This window comes from uncultured Aliiroseovarius sp., from assembly GCF_947497285.1.
Lineage (GTDB): Bacteria > Pseudomonadota > Alphaproteobacteria > Rhodobacterales > Rhodobacteraceae > Aliiroseovarius.
Window position 1 is genome coordinate 308,684 of the sequence record NZ_CANMFT010000001.1, and the last position, 19,815, is coordinate 328,498.

Annotated in this window: 24 protein-coding genes; 10 read left to right on the plus strand and 14 right to left on the minus strand. The window is 58.1% G+C overall.

Going from position 1 to position 19,815, the window contains the following annotated elements; all coding sequences use genetic code 11:
- Positions 1-340: 340 nt before the first annotated feature.
- From Q0864_RS01460 to Q0864_RS01505, 10 genes are all read left to right on the plus strand, one after another.
- Positions 341-649, plus strand: a complete 309-nt coding sequence (locus Q0864_RS01460; protein WP_298565461.1) for a hypothetical protein — start codon at positions 341-343, stop codon at positions 647-649.
- Positions 646-849 carry a hypothetical protein gene (locus Q0864_RS01465; protein ID WP_298565463.1) on the plus strand — a complete coding sequence of 68 codons (204 nt, stop codon included), beginning with the start codon at positions 646-648 and terminating at the stop codon, positions 847-849. The genes Q0864_RS01460 and Q0864_RS01465 overlap by 4 nt, the downstream gene beginning before the upstream one ends.
- A 124-nt stretch (positions 850-973) precedes the next feature.
- Positions 974-1,411: a hypothetical protein gene (locus Q0864_RS01470; protein WP_298565464.1), complete on the plus strand. Its 438-nt coding sequence runs from the start codon at positions 974-976 to the stop codon at positions 1,409-1,411.
- On the plus strand, positions 1,412-1,633 hold the full coding sequence (locus Q0864_RS01475; protein WP_298565466.1) for a hypothetical protein: 222 nt from the start codon (positions 1,412-1,414) through the stop codon (positions 1,631-1,633).
- A gap of 252 nt (positions 1,634-1,885) precedes the next feature.
- Positions 1,886-2,476, plus strand: a complete 591-nt coding sequence (locus tag Q0864_RS01480) for a hypothetical protein (protein WP_298565468.1) — start codon at positions 1,886-1,888, stop codon at positions 2,474-2,476.
- Positions 2,463-4,271, plus strand: coding sequence for a relaxase/mobilization nuclease domain-containing protein (locus tag Q0864_RS01485; protein ID WP_298565470.1), 1,809 nt, complete (start codon positions 2,463-2,465; stop codon positions 4,269-4,271). The genes Q0864_RS01480 and Q0864_RS01485 overlap by 14 nt, the downstream gene beginning before the upstream one ends.
- On the plus strand, positions 4,264-6,156 hold the full coding sequence (locus Q0864_RS01490; protein ID WP_298565472.1) for a type IV secretory system conjugative DNA transfer family protein: 1,893 nt from the start codon (positions 4,264-4,266) through the stop codon (positions 6,154-6,156). Before Q0864_RS01485 ends, Q0864_RS01490 begins: the two co-directional genes overlap by 8 nt.
- Positions 6,157-6,461: 305 nt before the next feature.
- On the plus strand, positions 6,462-7,541 hold the full coding sequence (locus Q0864_RS01495; RefSeq protein ID WP_298565474.1) for a hypothetical protein: 1,080 nt from the start codon (positions 6,462-6,464) through the stop codon (positions 7,539-7,541).
- Positions 7,542-7,552: 11 nt separating this feature from the next.
- A complete protein-coding gene (locus Q0864_RS01500; protein ID WP_298565476.1) occupies positions 7,553-7,954 on the plus strand; it encodes a hypothetical protein in 402 nt (133 codons plus the stop codon).
- A gap of 11 nt (positions 7,955-7,965) precedes the next feature.
- Positions 7,966-8,586, plus strand: a complete 621-nt coding sequence (locus Q0864_RS01505; RefSeq protein WP_298565477.1) for a hypothetical protein — start codon at positions 7,966-7,968, stop codon at positions 8,584-8,586.
- A 149-nt stretch (positions 8,587-8,735) separates the two neighbouring features.
- Here the strand turns inward: Q0864_RS01505 and Q0864_RS01510 are convergent, their stop codons facing one another.
- The 14 genes from Q0864_RS01510 to Q0864_RS01575 form a co-directional block, all read right to left on the minus strand.
- Positions 8,736-9,734 (minus strand): type IV secretion system protein, encoded by a 999-nt coding sequence (locus Q0864_RS01510; RefSeq protein WP_298565478.1) that lies wholly within the window; start codon positions 9,732-9,734, stop codon positions 8,736-8,738.
- 20 nt (positions 9,735-9,754) lie between these two features.
- Positions 9,755-9,931 (minus strand): hypothetical protein, encoded by a 177-nt coding sequence (locus Q0864_RS01515; RefSeq protein WP_298565480.1) that lies wholly within the window; start codon positions 9,929-9,931, stop codon positions 9,755-9,757.
- Entirely contained in the window at positions 9,924-10,919 is a 996-nt protein-coding gene (locus Q0864_RS01520) for an ATPase, T2SS/T4P/T4SS family (protein WP_298565482.1), read from the minus strand. Before Q0864_RS01520 ends, Q0864_RS01515 begins: the two co-directional genes overlap by 8 nt.
- Before the next feature lie 2 nt (positions 10,920-10,921).
- Positions 10,922-12,235, minus strand: a complete 1,314-nt coding sequence (locus Q0864_RS01525) for a TrbI/VirB10 family protein (protein WP_298565484.1) — start codon at positions 12,233-12,235, stop codon at positions 10,922-10,924.
- On the minus strand, positions 12,228-12,923 hold the full coding sequence (locus Q0864_RS01530; RefSeq protein ID WP_298565487.1) for a TrbG/VirB9 family P-type conjugative transfer protein: 696 nt from the start codon (positions 12,921-12,923) through the stop codon (positions 12,228-12,230). The genes Q0864_RS01525 and Q0864_RS01530 overlap by 8 nt, the downstream gene beginning before the upstream one ends.
- A gap of 3 nt (positions 12,924-12,926) precedes the next feature.
- On the minus strand, positions 12,927-13,577 hold the full coding sequence (locus Q0864_RS01535) for a type IV secretion system protein (RefSeq protein WP_298565489.1): 651 nt from the start codon (positions 13,575-13,577) through the stop codon (positions 12,927-12,929).
- A 4-nt stretch (positions 13,578-13,581) separates the two neighbouring features.
- Positions 13,582-14,361, minus strand: coding sequence for a type IV secretion system protein (locus Q0864_RS01540; protein WP_298565491.1), 780 nt, complete (start codon positions 14,359-14,361; stop codon positions 13,582-13,584).
- Positions 14,358-15,452 carry a lytic transglycosylase domain-containing protein gene (locus Q0864_RS01545; RefSeq protein ID WP_298566166.1) on the minus strand — a complete coding sequence of 365 codons (1,095 nt, stop codon included), beginning with the start codon at positions 15,450-15,452 and terminating at the stop codon, positions 14,358-14,360. The genes Q0864_RS01540 and Q0864_RS01545 overlap by 4 nt, the downstream gene beginning before the upstream one ends.
- Before the next feature lie 46 nt (positions 15,453-15,498).
- Entirely contained in the window at positions 15,499-15,657 is a 159-nt protein-coding gene (locus tag Q0864_RS01550) for a hypothetical protein (protein WP_298565493.1), read from the minus strand.
- Positions 15,650-18,016, minus strand: coding sequence for a type IV secretion system protein B4 (locus Q0864_RS01555; RefSeq protein WP_298565495.1), 2,367 nt, complete (start codon positions 18,014-18,016; stop codon positions 15,650-15,652). The genes Q0864_RS01550 and Q0864_RS01555 overlap by 8 nt, the downstream gene beginning before the upstream one ends.
- On the minus strand, positions 18,006-18,284 hold the full coding sequence (locus Q0864_RS01560) for a VirB3 family type IV secretion system protein (RefSeq protein WP_298565497.1): 279 nt from the start codon (positions 18,282-18,284) through the stop codon (positions 18,006-18,008). The genes Q0864_RS01555 and Q0864_RS01560 overlap by 11 nt, the downstream gene beginning before the upstream one ends.
- Before the next feature lie 7 nt (positions 18,285-18,291).
- Entirely contained in the window at positions 18,292-18,582 is a 291-nt protein-coding gene (locus Q0864_RS01565; protein WP_025060020.1) for a TrbC/VirB2 family protein, read from the minus strand.
- A complete protein-coding gene (locus Q0864_RS01570; RefSeq protein WP_298565502.1) occupies positions 18,582-19,157 on the minus strand; it encodes a lytic transglycosylase domain-containing protein in 576 nt (191 codons plus the stop codon). The genes Q0864_RS01565 and Q0864_RS01570 overlap by 1 nt, the downstream gene beginning before the upstream one ends.
- A 64-nt stretch (positions 19,158-19,221) precedes the next feature.
- Positions 19,222-19,548, minus strand: coding sequence for a hypothetical protein (locus tag Q0864_RS01575; protein WP_050673810.1), 327 nt, complete (start codon positions 19,546-19,548; stop codon positions 19,222-19,224).
- Between the last annotated feature and the right edge of the window lie 267 nt (positions 19,549-19,815).

Consider the following 19,815-nt stretch of genomic DNA (forward strand, 5'->3'; position numbering starts at 1 on the left):
AGGATCGGCTGGCTTTCAGCCCGCTCACCTCCTTCAGGCTTCTTTCAATTTGATTGGTCCGCCCAACATCCCTGTCGTGTCCCGTCAATGGGCAAGCGCCGCGCTGGCGCGCCGTCAAAGACTGCAACCCGTGTCCTCGCGCGGGGCGCGCTGCGGGCCGCACCAGTTGCTGGCTTCGACCCATTGACTGGCCGCTCCAGGGCCGTGGGTCGGGCTGTGCCCCCACCCACTCTGTTCCGCCGAATACATGCGTATCCGGTCAGATCAGATTGGCCGGTGTGCAGCCCATTAGCGGAAGGGGAGCCAAGCCCCGACCGCAGCACCCAAAAGGAGGCCACAAATGGCTCAAATACATCAGCCCCCAAGATTCTGGACCTGCGACTGTGATCGCACGACCGGCGGCCACATCATCGACGGGCTCTATAGTGCTTGCGTCTATTGCGGGAAGCATCGGCACGAGCTGAAGGAGATCGTTGTTCCGTCAGGTTTGGGTGGCGTGTTCTGTGTCGAGATCCTCAGCGTTGAGGATGATTGCGCCAAGGTGAAGGTTGTCAAGAGCTCGAACGGCTTTGACGCGCTGCCGCCCTTTACGGTGCCGTTCAAGGACATCGCCCCGCGTTGGAAGCACAAGGCGGGAGAAATCCGATGATCCCCGACTATCACAGCGATGATTTTGCGACGGCGCGTCTGGAGGATACCGTCAGCTTGCGAAGCGCGGCCCGTGAAGCGCGCGCCACGCTCTACGCGGTCTTGAACCGGCTGGAGATGAACGACCTGGACGGCGAGGAGCAACCCTATATCGACGATTGTCTTGGGGCTCTCGCAATCCTTGAAGAGGCGTTGCGATAACCTTGGAAGACATCAAAGCAGCAGTGGACGCGGGCAACCGCGTTCATTAACTCTTGAGATGAAAGCGCATCTTTGGGTTCAAACTAGTTGGTTGGTCGAGCAATATTGCTCAAACAATTGAGGTTTGAAGAATTTATCTTGGGCGGAATGTGGGAAATTGGAAAATTCACAGTTTGAAATTCATGAAACACGGCAACTCAGCAGAGAACTTGACCGAGATTGGGAGCAAGAGCTTGTTGTATCTCGAGCAGGGGAAGCTTTTTTACGTTTGGCCGGAGATGGCACGGACTACCGTGTAATGACTGCAACGGCAGGCGAAAATGACCTCGGACTTGAGGCTTGCAAACATCCCGATATCCTTCTTCAAGCTGCGCATGATCTGGCCGTCAGAAAGATCGATGGTTTTGACGGAATCGAGCGTGATCGAAAGGGAAGGAACTATGTCCAGCTGTTCCAGTTTTCGCAAGATGAGGGCGTTTCAGATGAAGACTTCACGAACGAACTCCGAGAGCTTCTTGAAGAGTTTTTTGACATCTACGATGGCTTGAGAGAGCTGAAGTAAATGAAAACAATCAAGTGGCTTTGGATCGCAGCCCTATTGGCAATAGGCTTCAAGTTCTACGGTTTGATTAGTTCCGGGCCCGACGGCTACGGGGCGAATGAAATGGAATCCTTTGTTGGCATGGTCTTAACTTTTGCCCTGTTATCTGCGATCTGGTTGGTTCTGTGGGCAATTGGTCGAGCCAAACAGGCAGTTGCCAGCAGATTAGCTGATCGCGGCTAAAGGCAACGCACCACATAACTCTGCAGAATGAAAAGGAATGAGCCGCCAGTCTTGGCGGCTTTTTTGATTTGGCTCGGTAAGCAAACGTGATTGCGCATGTGGCCGGGCTTTGCCCGGCGGTCGCAGCGTAGGGCTGCTCCAAACGGAATACAGGCAGTTGATGCAATATTATAATATTGAATCAATTATGGTGAAATGCCATAACAGAGCTGCCTGTATGATGCTGGCAAGAAATAGGGGTGATTACTTCACATGGGCCGACCGCGCGCACCACGGCACAAGCGACTGACGCAAAACCAGCGTTTTGCCATCGTGCGCAAGCGTGCCGAAGGGGTGGCGATCGAGGATCTGGCCCGTGAATTCGGTGTCACGACCCGCAGCATATTTTACACGTTGAAGGCCGATCAAAGCCGCAAGTTGGATGCGCGCGTGCGCTCCGAACTGGTGAATGTCCGGCTCACGCCAAAGGAGCTTGCCAGCTTCGATGCGGTGCTGACGCGGCATGATATCAACAGCCGCGCCGACGGGTTGCGGCGGCTGATCTATGCGTCGAACGATCTCTTCGTCCCCGACGATGAGCTGGCCAATCAGATGCAAGGTCTGTCGGCCTCGCTCAATCGTACCGGCAACAATATCAATCAAATTGCGCAGCGCCTGAACGAGGCAAAGCGCCAGGGCAAGACGCCACCTTATGGCAATTCCGCCCATGCTCAGGTCCGCGCTTTGGCCGGGCTGATCTTCGACATCGCCGACCAGGTTCAGGACATGGCGCAGCGCCGCCGAAGCGCGCTTTCTGGCGAGGTTGCCCGCGTACTGGGAGGCTTTGCCGATGGCCCGGAATAGCGCCGTTGCCGCCGCGCAGGAGGCCTTTTTCGATCGCGACTGGAGCCGCATTCGCGGCAGCGTTCCGCGCGCCCGTGCCAAGCAAATGGCGCGCGCTGCCATGGGGCATTCCCCCGCGATCTTCAAAGCCATTCGCGACGGCGGCACACACAACAAAACGCAACTCCGCAACCAGCTGGAGTACCTGACCACCAAGTCGAGCTTCATCATCGACAGCCGTGGCACCTATGACGGCCAAAGCGTTCTGTCAGCCAAAGAAATCGAACAGGTCACGCGTCGGTTTTCAGCGCAGTGGAATGAGGGGTTTCATCCCAAGCTGGGACACACCTCGCATCTCTTGATGGCTTTCCCAATTGGCACGCGCGGTGAGGATGTCGCCGAGATCACGCGCGAGATCTGCGAGCGGTTCTTTCAGGGTGAAGGCAGCCACTTTGACTACATCGCCGCCGTGCATGAGGACCGGGATCACCCACACGCCCATATCGTCCTGAACCGGCGCAGCAAAGACGGTGAATTCTTCTTTCTGAAAGAAGGGCACCATTTCAACTACGACAGTTTTCGCGAAGCGATGGTGGAGGTGTCGGACCGCTATGGGCTGCGGCTTGAGGCGACGCGAAAGCTGGAGCGAGGGATCACGACGAAGAGGCCAAGCGATGCAGACCAGCGTCGTGCAGAAGCCACGGGGCAGAAGCTGACCGAGTGTGAGCGCGTGGGGCCGGAGCTTGACCGTGCCTTGGCTGAGGTGGCGCAGAACGCGCGGCACTATCGCGGCTTGGCGGCCGAGGCCTCGCGCGAGAACCAGCATGACATTGCAGCAGCCTTGGACAAGGCCGCGACGCTTTTGGCGCAGGGCAAACCGATTGAAGCAGATGGAAAGGTATATGGCATGGCCAAAGAACAGCATTCGTTTGATGAGGTCGTGGATGCCTTTCACGACAAGATCCATCAGGCTGAACGGATCGTCGCGGACGCTTCGGTTGAACGGCGGGCGGCGCTCGAGCATGAGCTCAACGACATCTATCGCTCACTGTCACATCTCAGCCCAATGGGAACGCAGTCTCACACATTGCTCGAGGATGCGTCCAAAAGTGGGATTTATTCTGCCGCAAATATCCAGGCCGAAGCTCAAGAAGCGTTGCAGGATCCAGCTCTGGCAGAACGTCTCCAGCAGGCTTTGAAAGGCACCGGCATTAACGCGCAAGAGGTGACACGTCGTGTCGAAAACGGCGCGGGCAATGCCGCGCTCGAGCGGCAATGGCTTGGACAGGATCTGAAGGCGATTGCCGAGAAGGACGGCTTTGACCTGTCACGCGCCGATGAGCTTGAGAAAGCGATCGACCGCCTTGACCGGGTGCACAGTGATCTGGGTCGTATGTTGGCCGATGCTGAAGTTCTCAAGGACAGTGGAGTGGTGGAGGCCGACCGGCAGGAAGCCATAGTCGACGGGTTGCCGCCGACCACGGCTGATATCCTGAGCCGTATGAGAGACGACCCAACGGCAGATCCATTCCGAAACGATCTGGAACGCGAGACCTGGCGTGCTGAGATGGCGGAACTGGTCGGTGAAGAGGGCACCCAGGATTTGGCGATTGGCGATGAGACAGCGTTTGAGGAGCATATCGAAGACCGTCTGGACCGCCTTTATGCGGCCAAGGCCTATCTGCAGAGCGATGCCGCTCTGGCGAACAGCGTGGCGATGGAGCATGTCCTTGACGAGATCGCCAATGAGGAAATAGACCTCCAACGCGAGCGGCATGTCGATGCCGACGGCGAAAAGGGCGTGACGCATGGGTAAGGCGCGGATCGCACTTGGCGTCATAAGCTTTGCTCTTCTCGGCGCGGTGCTGGGGTATGTTCTGGCGTCGGCCTTTCTGACGTTCCGCTGGTTCGGGGTCGGGGCGGATATCGATTTCTTGATGCTGGCACGTAGCTATGGGGGGCTCCGCACGACCCATCCGGCCGATATGCAGATTGTTCACTTGATCGTGGGGATCAGCACTGGTGCCGGTGTTTTGCTCAGTGCGGTCTTGATGAACGATGCGCTAACCAAATTTGGGGAAACCCACTGGCAGCACATGTCCGAGATGAAGCGCAACGGTTTCTTCGGCAAGCCTGGCCACGGCTTTGTTCTCGGTAAAATGGGTAAGCCCAGGAGCCGCAAACCCTTTGTGATGTCCAAGGTGTTCCCCCATGCCCTGATCGTCGCCCCGACTGGACGCGGCAAAACGACGGGGTTTGTCATCCCGAACCTTCTGACCTATCAGGGCAGTGCGGTGGTGCTCGACGTAAAAGGCGAAAACTTCGAAGCAACATCGCGCCACAGGGCAGCGCAGGGCGACAAGGTTTTTCGGTTCGCGCCCACTGACTGGAAAGATAGCCGCTCGCACCGATACAATCCTTTGCTGCGGATCTCGGCGCTGGAAAACGTCGACCGCCAGCAAATGGAGCTGCAGCTCTTGGCCTCATTGTTCCTCCAAGCTGATAACGACCGAGTTCAAGGACTCCTCGATGGCGGCATCGACCTATTTGTGGCGGCAGGGCTTTTGGCGTTTGAGCGCAAGCGGCCGACCCTGGGCGAGATTTACCGCATCACCGCATCTGGCGGAGACAAGCAGAAGGAATATCGCCGCCGAGCCGACGAAGTCGTTAATCCAGCTGCCAAGCTGATCTTCATGCGCATGGCCTCGACCAACAACGACACGCTGACCTCTTACCTTTCGCTCTTGATGACATCTGGCCTCAAACAATGGTCCAACCCCGCAATCGATCGCGCAACCGCGACCTCAGACTTCGATTTCCGGGACATCCGAAAGACGCCGTTCTCGGTCTATCTCGTGGTCGAGCCGCTTATGGTGAAACCCCTCGCTCCGCTGATCCGTCTGTTCTTCTCGGACTTGCTGGCATCGCTGCAGGACCATGAACCTGGCAAGGACGAGCCTTGGCCGGTGATGATCATGCTCGATGAGTTCAATCGGCTGGGCAAAATGCCAATCGTTCTGGACAGCATCGAAACCCTTCGATCCTACCGGGCTAATCTGGCGATCGTCACCCAGACCATCCCGGCGCTAGATGAAATCTACGGCGAAAATTCCCGCCGCGCCTTGCAGGGTAACGCGGGCATCAAGCTCTATCTGACCCCCTCAGATGAAAAGACCATCGAAGAGCTCAGCAAAGCCGTCGGCAAAACCACCAAACGCGTTGTGACCCGTTCGCGCTCGGTCGGCCGCAACCCATTCGCGGGGCGCAGTATGTCTGAACGGACGGAAGAGACGCCTTTGTTACCGGAGGATGAGGCCCGTCGCATGGATCTTGATGACATTGTTCTGGTGGTCGACGCGCAAATGCCCGTGCGCGCCAAGCGGATCAAATACTATGAAGACCGGTTCTTTAAGCAGATCTTCGATAAGCAGTCCGGGGATCTGCCATATCCCTCAGCCGGAGACCAGATGCGCGGTCTGCAAGGGCAAATCAAGGCGCTGGAGGCGAAGATCGGGGCGCTGGAGGTGCCAAGAGCGGTTTCAGGTGATGGCACTGAAATTGACGGGAAGCGACGTGCAGAGATCGATGCTTTGGTCAATGAAGAGCGGGGTGCGGCGTCAGGCGAAAAGCCTGGTTTGGGCGAGTATCAAGCAGGAGCTAAACGGGTGGAGAGATTTATGGAGGAGGCAGCTCGGGGATGAAACGCGGGAAGCGGTCATTCTCTGCATATGCGGGGTGCAAGGCATTCAGCTGGAAGAGCAGACATTCAAAACTGGTTTTTTGATCAGAAGAAAAAGTAGGCGTGCTCGGTTGTTTGGTGACCGACGACTATTGGCAAGCTCTAAGCAACCTGCATCACTTTCGCTAAGTGGGGAAGCAATCCGATCAGGCCCCCGTGTCTGGTTTTACAATCGCTCCTTGGCAGTCTACCTATAGGTTGAGCAGACGGTGAATGCATGGACGATTTGGATGGATCACCGCGAATTTGAACAAAGGGTTTTTGTACATGGATTTGAGAATTCTCAATTCTCTTGAAGCAAGGATGCCTTGGACTCTTGCCAACAGAGCGATGAAGCGAGCCGGTTTGGACGGGTCCCAAGGTTGGGACGGTGCGCGCGCAAAATATTCAACGACGGACCATCCAAAGGCCGAAGCGTTCCTGATTGGTCTGCTGCGGCAACATGCTCTCTGCGGCGAAAAAATGACCAAGTTTTATGCGGTTAGGGATGCCGTCAAAGCGGAGCTTTTGGAGGCGATAAACGAACTGTCCCCTGCGGATCATGCGTTCGCCGAAAGTTATCCCTTTGTGATGAGCGAAACGGAACTTACCGAGCAGACTTCTGAACCGGTTCTAGTCTCTGTGGAACGAACCGACGATGGCGTCGGGGCAGTCTTCGCTCAGACAATAAAGCTGACTTCGCGCGAGCAAATACCCATCGGCGAAGTCTTCAATGACCCGGACAATGTCAGGGAACGCTACGACGAGGTGATTGGCCTCAAGTTTGAGGCGGTACAGATGTTCAACATCATTTGGGTGCCGCACCATGACGGTTTGGTTGAGGTTCGAACCGACTTTCCCAGAGGCATGCGGCAGGAGCTGGCACACGAAATCCAATCGCAATTCAAGGCAATTGCGAACAGCTTGGTTGAAGGGTCGCCTTTGGAGCAGCCGATTGACTTGTTTCCACTGATTTCGTCAATGTACGAGACCAAGGGTGAGGGGACGGTGGTGGAACTGAGTTTCAAGACTTCAACCGCATCAATCAAGAACGAGAAGATGCGCCGAACGAGGCTCTGCCTGCGTGATGAGCTGTATCACAAGGGCGGTAAGGATGCGCTCGGAACGAAGATTGAGCCTTTCAAGGTGAGCATCCGCTGGGAGTTCCAGCACGAGGGCCAAGCCTACCAGCCTGAACTGACGCTGGCAGGGACGTCTCGCGGTCAACAAACCGCAGGTGGACCCGCAAAAGGTCAGCTCGTTTCGGGAGCCGTCATTAAGAACTGCATCGGTATGGTGGACTATGAGCATGTGAAGGCCAAAATGGTGGCTCACATGCCCAGCAACGAAGGAGAAGCTGCGAGCTAGCTTGGATTGACGTGGAAGTTGCAGAGATAAAGAGCGCGATTGAAAAAGACTGGGGCCATACCCCTGTCGGTGAAGTGTGCCTTGTTCTTGTTGACCGCATCTTGGGTTTGCAGCCACAAGCTTCGGCGGCGCTTACCTACCAGAACATCCTCGATTTGGTCGGGGAAGACTCAGTAACACCCGAACTAGTCGCAGCGTTAAATCTGCTCACCACCGCCGAGTTTGCGATTTTGGACGCCGGTGGATTCTTTATCGACGAGGACGACAACAGTCATGAGTTGACCGCCGAGGAGTTTCAGAACGTCCTTAGTCGCAACTTTTTGGTACATCCAGACTCCGGTTACCCAGTTGAGGATGCCGCGAACAAGGTGTGTCCGTTTTTTTCGCTCAAGAACGCGGAGGCCAGTTCCTGATGGCCTCAGAAATGACACTCAGTACCGTTCTAGCTCTGCACGATGGCACGGCCCTAGCGGCTGCTCTACGCTATACCCTCGCACAAACGCATGATGCCCGGCTTGAAGCCGTAAGGACAGTGATTGACCACGCCTGCAGTGAGCTGGAAGTGAATAGCCACCTTAAACAAGACCTATCGGAAGACCAGTTGACGATTGAAATTTGCCAATACATGCGCGGATTGGGTTTCGAACCTCGGCATGATGAGCAAGCTGGCGGACACTGCGACATTCTCATTCGCGGCAAAGACATGTTCATGTTTGTCGCTGAGGCCAAGTGGCACACGAGTTATTCATGGCTCGATCAAGGATTCCAACAACTCGCAACGCGTTATTCCACGGGCGTACCCGGCCAGGATCAAGGCGAAGTCATCATCTACTGCAGAAATCGTGATGCACTCGCCATGCTTAGAAAGTGGCGCGAGGAACTGACTGATCGAAATGCCGCAGTTGAAACTGCCGATGATGAGAACGGAAATCCACTCGCATTTTGGTCCACCCACAAACATGAAAAAACGGGTCTAGATTATCGTGTTCGACACAAAGTTGTAACGCTGCACCACGAACCGGCAGACAAGAAAAAAGCCGCATGAGATTCTCTTTGATAAATAATCTTGGATAGCACCTGTGGCACCGTTTACCGTTCGCGGAGCAACGCAAAGTCATCTGCGGCGAATGTCTGCAAAGCGTGCTGCGACTGCAGAAAAATGCTCTATTCTCGAGTGACCGCAACGGGCCGGTTTCATTCCAACCTTTTCGCCCGTTCTGCCATCCGCTGAACCACTGAAATAGTCGCAGCGCCCGCCTGACTTATCCCAGCCCCGGCGATCTCCGCATTTGACCTCGTCCCAAACCTTGCCCGTGCCCGTGACCCCTTGGTGCCCATCAAGCCTTTAGCGAACCCGCCGGGCCCCGGAATGCTTGGCGGTCCGGCCATCATGAAATTGCCCGAGATCGAGCGGACGATTAGCGGGGTGGCGATGATCATGCCGCCTGCGAGAAACATCATCATGAAGAAGGGGACCAGCGCGCCGATGTTGCTTGCGCCGGAGGGGTCTCCGAGTTCGGCCATCAGCGAGCGCGACATTCCGACGACGGTGGAAAACACCCCCGCAATCACGAGGGGGTAGAGTGCGTAGGACACCGTGCTGGACAGCCAGCGATGGAAATAGTCCTTGCTGACATCAAACAGGGAAAGCGCGATCATGATGGGGGCGATGCCGATCATGAATGCCAGCATGATCTTCGCGAAAATCAGGACCAGGCCGCAAAGCGCGCCTATGACGCCTAAAAGGAACGCACCAATCGCGCCGATCAGGGCTCCGGCCATCCAATGCATGTTGTCACCAGCCGCGTTCAGGTAGTCGCCGAACTCTTCGATGAGGTCGTCAAAGGCCCCGGCAAAGTAGGATGCGCCTGCACCGCCCCCGCCAAGTCCTGCCACCATGCCGCCCGCGAGCTGGTCTAGCCCGTTGATGAGGGCGCTGGCTACTGCGTTGAATTGGACCCAGTTCATCGCAAACAGAAAGATGAGCATGAGCTTGAGGGCGAACCAGAACGCGGTGCGCCCATCCATGGATTTGTACTGAAACACCATGTTGAGGAAGACGCCGATCACGGCGAGCGTCGAGGCCACGGCAATGACGCCGCCAAGCTGACCGGCGACGTTGCCAAAAGTGGTTTGGGCCGCGTCATCCAAAAAATTGTTGGTTGTCTCTACCATCCAGGTGACAACGCCCATGGGATCCTCCTCGGTTGGGCTTAGGTGCTGTCACCAGTGCGACGTTTCAGGAAGGCCTTTAGGATATGCTCGCCGTCAAAATCCGGCACGACGGAAACCAGTTCCCAGCCAACTTGGCCAAGAGCCGTCAGCTGCGCTTCGATCTTCGGTGACTTTGTCTTGGCGGTGTTGATCAGTTCAATCTTGTATTCAAACATGGGTTGTTTCCTTTGATAGGGCCGGATCGTTCGGCAGGTAAAATTCAGTGATGCCGCGCGCGCCTTCATGGCGACCGGCCTGGATAATCACATCGATCGAGCGGGTGATATATTCGCTCATGTCCCGGTAGGTCATGGGCACATCGGTTTTCAGGGCGGCGATGGCGAGACGCTGAACCGCCAACTGAGGTGTTTCAGCATGCAGTGTGGTGAGTGAGCCACCATGGCCGGTGTTTATAGCCTCAAGGAAGGTCATGGCCTCTTTGCCGCGCACTTCGCCCAGGACGATGCGGTCTGGCCGCATGCGAAGGGTGGAAGTCAGTAGGACATCAGCGCTGCGCGTGGCTTCATCGCGATCAGACATCAGCGTCACGACATTGGGCTGCGTCGGTCGCAGCTCCGCGGCCTCTTCAATCGTGATGACCCGCTCGTCGGCGGGCACGAAGGAGAGGATCTTGCGCGCCGTGACGGTCTTGCCCGTCGAAGTGCCACCGGACACGATCATGTTAAGCTTGTGCGTGACGCAAAACTTGATTGCGGCATCGATGTCACCCGTGACCACGACATCGCGCAGCTCGGCGTTGCGCTTGCGGCGCGCACCTTCATTGCTGCGTTCTTTGCCGAAAAGATAGGATAGCTTGATCTGATCCAGTGGCAGGTCCGCAAAGAACCGCAGTGAAATCGCGTAACCGCCATCAACGGCGGGGGGCTGGATGACTTGCGCCCGGATTGGGCGGTCTCGGTAGGTAATGCTGACCGAGACGATGGGCTTCGTTCGGCTGAGCGTGGTGTTCGCGGCGGAGGCAATCTGATTTCCCAGGTCCTTGATCTCATTCGCCGAGAGCTGTCGATTGACGTTCCGCATGAAGTGATCCCCCTGAAACTCCGCCCAAAGCGAACCATCAGGATTGACGCAAAGCTCGATAAGCTTTGGATCACGCGCCTCGGGGATCTTGTCCATTGAGCTTTGCAGATAGCTGGCCGCCATGATCAGAAGATCTCCAGATCGCGGTCGACCATCACGGTGACGCGGGCACCCTGATCCACATAGATCACCGGCGAGACGGAGAGATATTCGCCGATCACGCTTTGCGCGCTGTCCTGAAGGTCTTCGGCAATGCCCTCGAGAACATCAGAAGTGATCTCATCTTCTGTGTTCTGGGCGGCCATGGCGGGCAAGGCTCCGATCAGGGATATCAGGGCGGCAGAACCGAACCGTGTGCCAAAGCGGCTGTCGACGAAACCAGTTGTGCCGGAGCGCCCCAGTTCATCACCACCGAAGGCGCTGATTTCTACGGTCTGGTTGCTGGGCAGAATGATCCTGTCCCAAGCGATCGTCACGCGTTGTTGTGCGATATCGAGGCCAGATTGATAGCGCCCGATCAGGCGTGCGCCGCGCGGGATCAGGATCCGTGAGCCGTCGTAAGCATGGACATCTTCAGAAACCAATGCGCGGACCTGACCGGCGAGCGAGCTGTCGATCGCTGTCTCGAGCACAGCCTGGATCATCGTGCCCTGAACGACGGTGTTTGACGGGTTCACAATCAACTGGGCTTGCGTCACCTCAGCGGGTTCAGCGCCATTGCGGACAAAGTCTGTGTCACCATCAAGCCGCCGCTGTTGCGCGGCGGTATCATTGTTGCCGCTTCCAGTGCCGCCAAAGGCGATGATTGGGCTGGCAATACGCGCTTGCAGTTCCTCAAGCTCGGCTCGCCGCCGCCGCTCGAGCTCTTGCAGACGCAGCTCCTCGGCCGTGGGGCCGGTTGGTGCGAGCGTGCGCGGGGTTTCCAGGCGCGCAAGCTCCAGATCGTTCTGCAGTCGCTGTATCTGACGTGCGCGTTCTTCCAACTCTTCGCGCAAGGCGGCTTGCGTAGCAGCGGCCTCACTGCGCAGGGCATCGATCTCTGCACCCAAGGTCTCCAATGCTTCAGTGTTGACGGCTGGGACTTCAGGTGCGGGTGCGTTGCGCAGGGCTTCGAGCTCGGTGCGCATGGCGTCCATTTGCGCGCGCAGCTCTTCTGTGTCGCGGGCCGGTTCCGGCTCCGGCGGCGGGGCTGTGTCAATCGGTGCGGGCGTGGGCTCGAGCGCACCAAAGCCCGGTCCTGCCGCTTGGAACTCATCTGGGGAGGCGGTTTCCAAACTGTCGGGTTCAGAGCCGCCAGAGAACAACAGCAATAGGCCGCCAAGAGCCGCGATTGCCCCAATGCCTAGGGCGACGGCGAAAAAAGATGGTCGCGTTTTTGGGCTTTGTGTTTTTCCTTCAAGCGCTTCGAGACGCTTTTTAAGCTCGACTGTTTCACTCATCCTGACTTGCCTCGCTCATCTCTTGGACGCAGATTTCGTCCTCGCCGAGCCTGAGAACCCATCGATTGCTGACACCTGACACGCGGATCACGCCATCTGGCCGCGCCAGCGCATTCACGCTCCGCTCATTACCGCCGGACCAACGAAAGATCGCGGGCAACGGCGCGTTCGCAGCAAAGCGGAAATAGGTGAAGGTGCCGTCGTCCCAAATCTCACGCGGAGTGATTTCGGACCGCGCGCTGACGCCATAGGCGTGGTTTGCTGGTGCGTTCGCTGCCACACGCGATTGCCGTGGTGTCGCTTCGGGGTAGGTAAAGCGGATGACATAGAACGTCGGAGAGCTCGCCTCAGTGACGTTGAAATAATAGCTGCGCCGGTTGGTGTAGACCGTGATGTTTGTATGAGCGCCGCTTGTGACGGGCTTGATCGCGAAGGCCTGACCACCGGGCACGCCGTCCAAAAGGAACCCTTCAGTGTCGCCCGCAATGATCGAGCGGATGGTCTCGCCCTGGCCAAACTCAATGCTGGTCACATGGGTCAGGCTGGTGCGGATACGGTAGACCTGCCCATCCTGATAGGTGGCCAGCCGGACGCGGGCATCATAGGGGCCTTGGCGCGGCTGCGTTTCGGCATAGGCGGTGCCAGCAAGCGGCACGAGGAAGACGAGTGTCAGGAACAGGCGACGCATTGGTTACTCCAGACGATCCGAGCGGATCGCGTATTCGGTGACGGTGAAGCCGAAAGGGTTCTGCCAGACATCGTCGATCGACCGGCTGTTCTCGGGCCGAAACTCAAACATCAGCGTTGCGGTGAAGAGCCCGTTTTGACTGCCACGCGGCGAGTTCAAGCGCTTGCGCAGGCGCACCTGGGCACGATTGGCGCTGATGTGCGTGATCGACAGAACCTCGACATCCAAACGGGCATCTGTGCCGTAGCTGTCGGGCGGATAGGCCTCATGGCCGCTGGTCCAAAGGGCGCGCAGTCCTGAAGCGGCCGCGCCGTCTGACTGGTCCAGGACCCGCCGCACACGCACATCATTGTCGAGCTGATTGTACGTCTCTCGCTCAATGACATAGCGGTAGACCTGTGCCTCGATGATAGCGGGGCGTTCCGTGAGTGAGACCGCTTCAACCACGGCATTGGGGAGGGCCATGCCGGTTTCGCTATCAAAGGGCACGATCATGGGCGGCGGGTCCACGTCGAACAGGGCCACAAGGGCAGCGACGAGGCAACCTGCCATGCCAAACGCCATGCCTGTCAGCCCCAATTTCTGCCACATGAGCTCGCGTCGTCTTGCGCCGTAGACGAGCTCTTCTTCGATGATTTCGGCCTCGCTGTTCATGGGATCAATCCGCGCGAAGCTCTGGTAGGGTGAAGTCCATGTAGCGGCGCTCTTCGGCCAGCGTGGCGGCATCCACCACGCCGGATTGGCCCGCGCCAACGGTCTGGATGGCTTCGAGCTCCCACATGCGCGTCATGGCAATCGCCAGCTCAGCGGTGACGCGGGTGTTGTGATCGACGGCTTCTTTGAGCGTTTCCATATCCGGGATTAGCGAGACCAGCTGTTCGACCCGTTCGAGGGATTGCGCGGCCTCGTCATAGCTGTTCTCGGCCGCCGCCGACATCACCGCCCCGGTGCCTGCCTGGCTCGCAATGCGTTCTGCCCCTGGATTGCCGCTGCTGGCCATGTCGGACAGGCTGTCTTGGTCAAAGCCTGCATCTTCCAGTGCTTGTGTCATGCGGCCTTCCATTTGAGGGGCGGCATTGCCGATGAGGCCGCTGAAATCGCCGCTTTGGATTTGCCGTATGGTGCCAAGGAGGTCGCCAAATTCTTGGTCTAGGAGGCCGTCAAGGTCGCCGCCCATGGCCATCTCGATGATGTCCGTCGCTCCGGTCAGGGCGGCGTAGGTCTCATTGAGCGTGTCGAGTTGCTGCTGCACCAGGTCGAGCTGCTCGAGAAGCGTGTCGAGCTGGTCGGTCTGGATCCCGAAATCCTCCAGCATCTGCTGCAACTGGCGAATTTCCTGCGCGATATTGCGCGTGTCGACCGTGGGGACACCTTGGGCAAATAGGGGTGAGGCAACCAACAGCGCGCAAGTGGCAACGGTAGTAAGAAAGCGGATCATCGGAATGCCTCCAGATCGAATTGCATGAAGTCTTCTTCGCGCGCCTGAGCGGCCGCCATGGCTAGTTCTGACGCGCTGAGTGGGCGGGTATGGGCGGCCTTGAGACGCGTGCGGATGGCGATCAGACGAGCGAGTTCGGCCCGCGCATAGGTGTTGAGCGACATGGCCGCGTGAATGTCATCTGTCTCGCCAATGCGGGTGATGATGTCCTGCACCCGAAGCGCGGCCGCTTGCACGGAGACCAAGGAGTAATCGCCGTAGATCCCTGCGCCGAAAGAGGTGAGGCTCATGGTCGAGTTGGCAAGCAAGACGGGATCAATGGTGCCGAGCGCGTCAACGCCACCCACGCGGGCAAGGTAGAGATTGTAGCGCTCGGGGATCACCTGAACGTAGTGCTGGGTCTCGGCAAAAGGCGGCACGCCACCGTAGCGCTGCACATTGCCGGGACCGGCGTTGTAGGCGGCCAGCCCATGAATGATGTTGCCGTCAAACATGGCCAGCATCTGCGCCAGATAGCGCGCGCCGCCCGTGACCTGGATATAGGGATTTTCGTAGTAGGCCGGGTAAATCCCCAGATCCTGCGCCGTGCCGGGCATAATCTGGGTCAGGCCGAATGCGCCAACAGGGGATCGCGCGCCGATGGTAAAGCGGCTTTCCTGCCAGATCAGCGCCTGTAAAAGGCAGCGCCATTGCTTGGGCGATAGACCCGCCGCGCGCACGCCGGGCATGTGGTGCGTTTCTTGAGCCGCGCGAATGATCAGCTGTTCGATCGAGCCCGAGGCATCGCCGAACATCTGTGCCGCGCCAGGGTTTGGATCGACCGGGCTGTAAAGCGTGTCTGCGGCGCTTTCAGGTGATGAACCAGCTTCCAGGCTTGCGACCAGTGCGCCGGAATTCCCGCTGGCCAACGTCGTGGCATCGAGGATGTCTTCCAGTGCCTGGAGTTGTTCTTGCTCGAGCTCTTCAAGCTCTTCCTCTTTAGTCAACCGATCCCGCTGCAGCGCCAGATCTTGTTCTCCCTGCTGCAGCACGCGCTCGCGCTGCAAGAACATGCCCGCATCAAACGTGGGCACGCCTTGGGCAAAGGCCATTGGCGTGGCTAGCCACACCAAGCACGCAAGGATATGCAGGCGGTGCTTACTCACCGAGACCACCAATCGGGCCAAGCAACTCGAAATTACAATTGCTGCGGCTGACCTCGGCAAAGGAGTTGAAGCATTCGGCTTCAGACGGCCGATATTCCGCGCAGGCTGTCAGGGCCAAAAGGGTGAGGGTCAGCACGCAAAGTCTACGCATCAATCTGTCTCCAAAAATCGAGGTTCTTGCGGTAATCCGCGCCCACCAGCGCTTCGCCTTTTTCCATGCCGCCAAGGATCGTGAGGTAGGGGCCGAGCGCGCTGAGATCTGCGTCGATCACCACCGAGCCTTGATCATCACGCACCAGCGCCAGACGGGAATTGCTGCCTGTGCTGAGCAGAACGCTGAGCTCTTTTTCAGTGAGGCCCAGCATAGTGTAATCGCTGGCCGAGGCGCGAATGTTGGGTAGCAGTAGCTGCGTCGGAACGGCCTCGACGATTGTTTTGCCGGTGCGGGTTTTCTCAAGCTGGCTTGCGTATTGGGTCATCATCACAACGACGGCATTCTGTTTCCGCGCCGTGACCAGCCAGTTGCTGAGCCGGTCGGCAAAATACGGGTTGTCGAGCGCCTTCCAGGCTTCATCGATAATGATCAGCGTCGGCTTGCGGTCCTCGATCACCCGCTCCACCCGTCGAAACAGGTAGGACAGGACCGCCATGCGTTCCTTCTCGCTTTCGCTGTCGAGAATGCCGGTCAGGTCGAACCCGACCACATCACCATTGAGCGAAAAGGTATCCTCAGAGCTTTGCCCGAAAATCCAACCGTAGCGGCCATCAGCAGTCCATTCCTGAATCCGTTCGAACAGATCCCCTTCATCTGCCCCCGCCACAAAGAGGGAGGCCAAATCCTGCCAGTTGCGTAGGGCGGCATCGCTCGCCCCGGCGTTCTGGCGTACCACTTCCTGAATGCGGTTGATCTGAACAGGGCTCAGGGGTTTGTCGGCGCGATGCAGCAGCGTGGCCAGCCAATCAGAAAGCCAGGCTTGCCCGCGCCCGTCGATTTCCGTGCGGAGCGGGTTCAGACCTGTGGCTTCACCCGCCTTGATGGCGCTGTAGCGCCCGCCATTGGCGCGCACCGCCATTTCCATGCCCGCGCGATAGTCGAACACGAATACGCGCGCGTCGCAGCGACGGGCTTGGGTCATGAGGAAGGCTGATAACACCGACTTGCCGGACCCAGGACGGCCAAGGATCAAAGTGTGGCCGCCCGTCGGCTCTTTGTTTGGCTGACCCGTTTCATGGTAATTGAACAAGAAGCCCGAGCGTTCAGGCGTTGGAAACAGTGTGATTGGCTTGCCCCAAGGCACTTGGTGGCCAGGTTTGCCCAGTTGACCGCGATGAAGCGCTGCGAGGTCGGCAAAGTTGGTGTTGGTGATGGCGGCCTTGCGGCTGCGCATCTGCCCATTGCCCGGATGCTGCGCGAAATAATGGGTGCGCGCCGCAAAGCTCTCGTTCACCAGATTAACACCTTCGCTGGCCGCGATGTTGCGCACTTCGGCGGCGATGGCTTCCAGCTTTTCTTCGGTCTCGGCGAAGACCGTCACCGTCATGTGATGATCGCCAAAGCTCAGCCGTTTGGATTCCAGATCGTCCAGAGCGTCGACCAGTTCTTCGGCGAGGGAAATCGCGCCGTCATCGCTGGCCTTCATTAGGCGCTGTTGGCGCTTGATCCGGCTGGCCATGATGTTGCTGTTGATAGGTGTGAAAGAATGCGAAACCACCATGTCGACAGGCAGGTTCAGCTCATCGAACATCGTGCAGCTGGTTTTGGCCGGGTAGGTCTTGATCGCAAAGCTGGTGCCAAGCCGCTTACCTGCCGTCCCATCGTCGAGGGAAAAGTCGCGCCCCTGAAAAGTGACGCGCGTGTTGGCTACATCTTCGGCAATGACGCCAAAGCGCGATTTTGCGAAGAGCGGTCGCTCTTGGCCGATGTTGAGCGCCCCGAGGAACCCGAGTAGCTCGCCGCTTTCGGCCCCAAGCAGATGTGGGTTCATTTCCGCAAAAGACGACAGCAGAAACCCAACGACCTCCTCGAGCTTGCGCAGCTGCTTGGCCGTCTGGTCTTTCAGCTGTGAGATTGAGTCTGCACGTTTCAGACGCAGCCGCGCACCGAGGGGAGGAAGTTTCAGAACTGTCAGCGTGAGTGTCTTGTCCCGCAGACCCGCCCGCGCCATGGCCGATTGCCAACGGCTGTCCAGGGCTTGGGCAAACCCCTCATTGGGCACTGGTGGCAAGCCGGTTTCGATCGCTTTTGAAACCTTGTGGACGTAGAAACTGTACTCCGGCCCTATCTGCGCGATGATCGCCGCGAAGAGCGCGCGGACCTTCTCCAAATGCGCGTCATCGCTTGTCATGCTGTTGACGCCATCAAGGCGGATGCACTGGAACAAAGCATTGCCGCGCGTGCGGATCGTCACGTCATTCACCAGGCTGACATAGGGCAGCATGCTGGCCATCGGCCGCTCTTTGCGCGCCCAGTCCGGCAGTGTTGCAAGATCATCCGAGGGGTCACGGAGCATAGCTGTCCCCCGAATGGATCTTGCGGTTCGGGGTGCGCGGCGTTTCCTGCAGGGCAGTGACCATCACCTCAAGAAAGGCCGGATCCCAGTCTGCTGCTTTCCACAATGCGGGATAGGCCAGTGCGGCGATGATGATCACCGGCCAGCTCTGGACCCACAAAAACAACAATACAAACCCGAAGAGCCAAACCATTGCATACATGATCGGCAAGCCGATGAGCTTTGGCGGCCGGATCAGGCCCAGGAAGAGGCGGGTCTGCGTTGCCATGCCGGATTTACGCGCCCCAGATGGCGGTCACGATGGTCGGCGCGGCCGCGATGCCTGCAATGGCCACCAGCACCCAGAGGGCTTGACGGAAATCGAGAATGCCAAAGAGCCAGGAGAGGAACACGCCGATCAAGGCCAAGGTGCCGATGACAATGCCCAAGGGGCCGGTGATCGTGTCGACGATGCCCTGCAAAAGGTTCTGCACCGGGGAGAGGTCGATGCTCTGGGCAAAGGCCGGGTTGGCAATCATCAAACTGGCCAGAGCCAGCGATAGGATCGTGCGGAATTGAATGTGCATCAGGAGGCTCCAGTCAGTCGGTCACGCACAGCTATGACGCGGCGCACGTGATTTTGGGTTTCTTGGTAGGGAGGGATGCCGCCATAGCGTGCGACCGCGTCAGGTCCCGCGTTATAGGCGGCAAGCGCAAGTTCAGCCGTGCCAAACTGCGCCAGCATCATCAGAAGGTAACGGGCAGACCCGTCCAGGTTCGCCTGCCAATCATGCGGATCAACGCCGAGCTGTGCGGCCGTCGCGGGCATCAACTGACCGAGGCCAATCGCGCCAGCGGAGCTGCGCGCATTTGGGCGATAGGCGCTTTCGATCTCGATATTGGCTTGGAAGAGGGCCCGCCATTCCGTCACCGACAGACCCGCGCGACGCAACGCCGGATGCCCACCATAACGGTGAGCGGTGCTTTCGAGGGCTGCGAGGATTTCGGGGCGGGGAACTGCACGGGCGCGTTGCGGAGACGGCACGGGCTCATGTGCATTGAAGACGATCAGTTCTGGTGGGTTTGCGCCAATCCCGTCGACATAGCTTTGAGCAAAACCTGTTTGGGGAGCTTTGGTCTCTAGCTGGCCATCGGCCCGCATGGAAAGCACGAAGCCTTCAGAATAGGCAGGAGCGGCAAGGAATGCTGCGAGGACGGAAAGTGGCTTAGCCCGCGTCGTCCAACTTGTGAGAAGCGATCTTGCCTTCGAGCATCGGGATCGAGACGATCGAGACACCAAGTCCAGCAAGGAAGCTGGATAAGCCGTTGATTGTCTTGAACTCTCGGGCAGCCATGTTGTTGCGCGCTGTAACGAGCAGGCGACGCGTCTCGCCATCAGGCGAGACGCAATGCACGGTCCAAACTCCGGACCACTGAGCACCTGTACGTTTGGGCGTAACCCGGCACACAACGTCTGCCGAATGACCCTCGGCAAGCAGCGTGCGCAGCCCGTCTTCACTGACAACATTTGGGGCGTCTTGCATCAAATTCATAGGATCGAGCCTTGCAGAATTGTGCATTAGCCCGGCAGTCCCTCATGGACTCCCGAACTGATACAATATTATAATCTTGCAATCAATAGGTGCAATTTGCGTTATTGCACCCCTCATGCGTTGAAACAAATTTACTGCAACGGAGTGGCTGAGCCAAGATAATATGGTGCTTTTGAAACAAACATGGGCGGTGATGGTCGTTCTGAGCTGGGATTCTGCCGCTATCGCAGGCAGCTGCCTGCCGCCAGCGCCGCCCTGGATACCCAC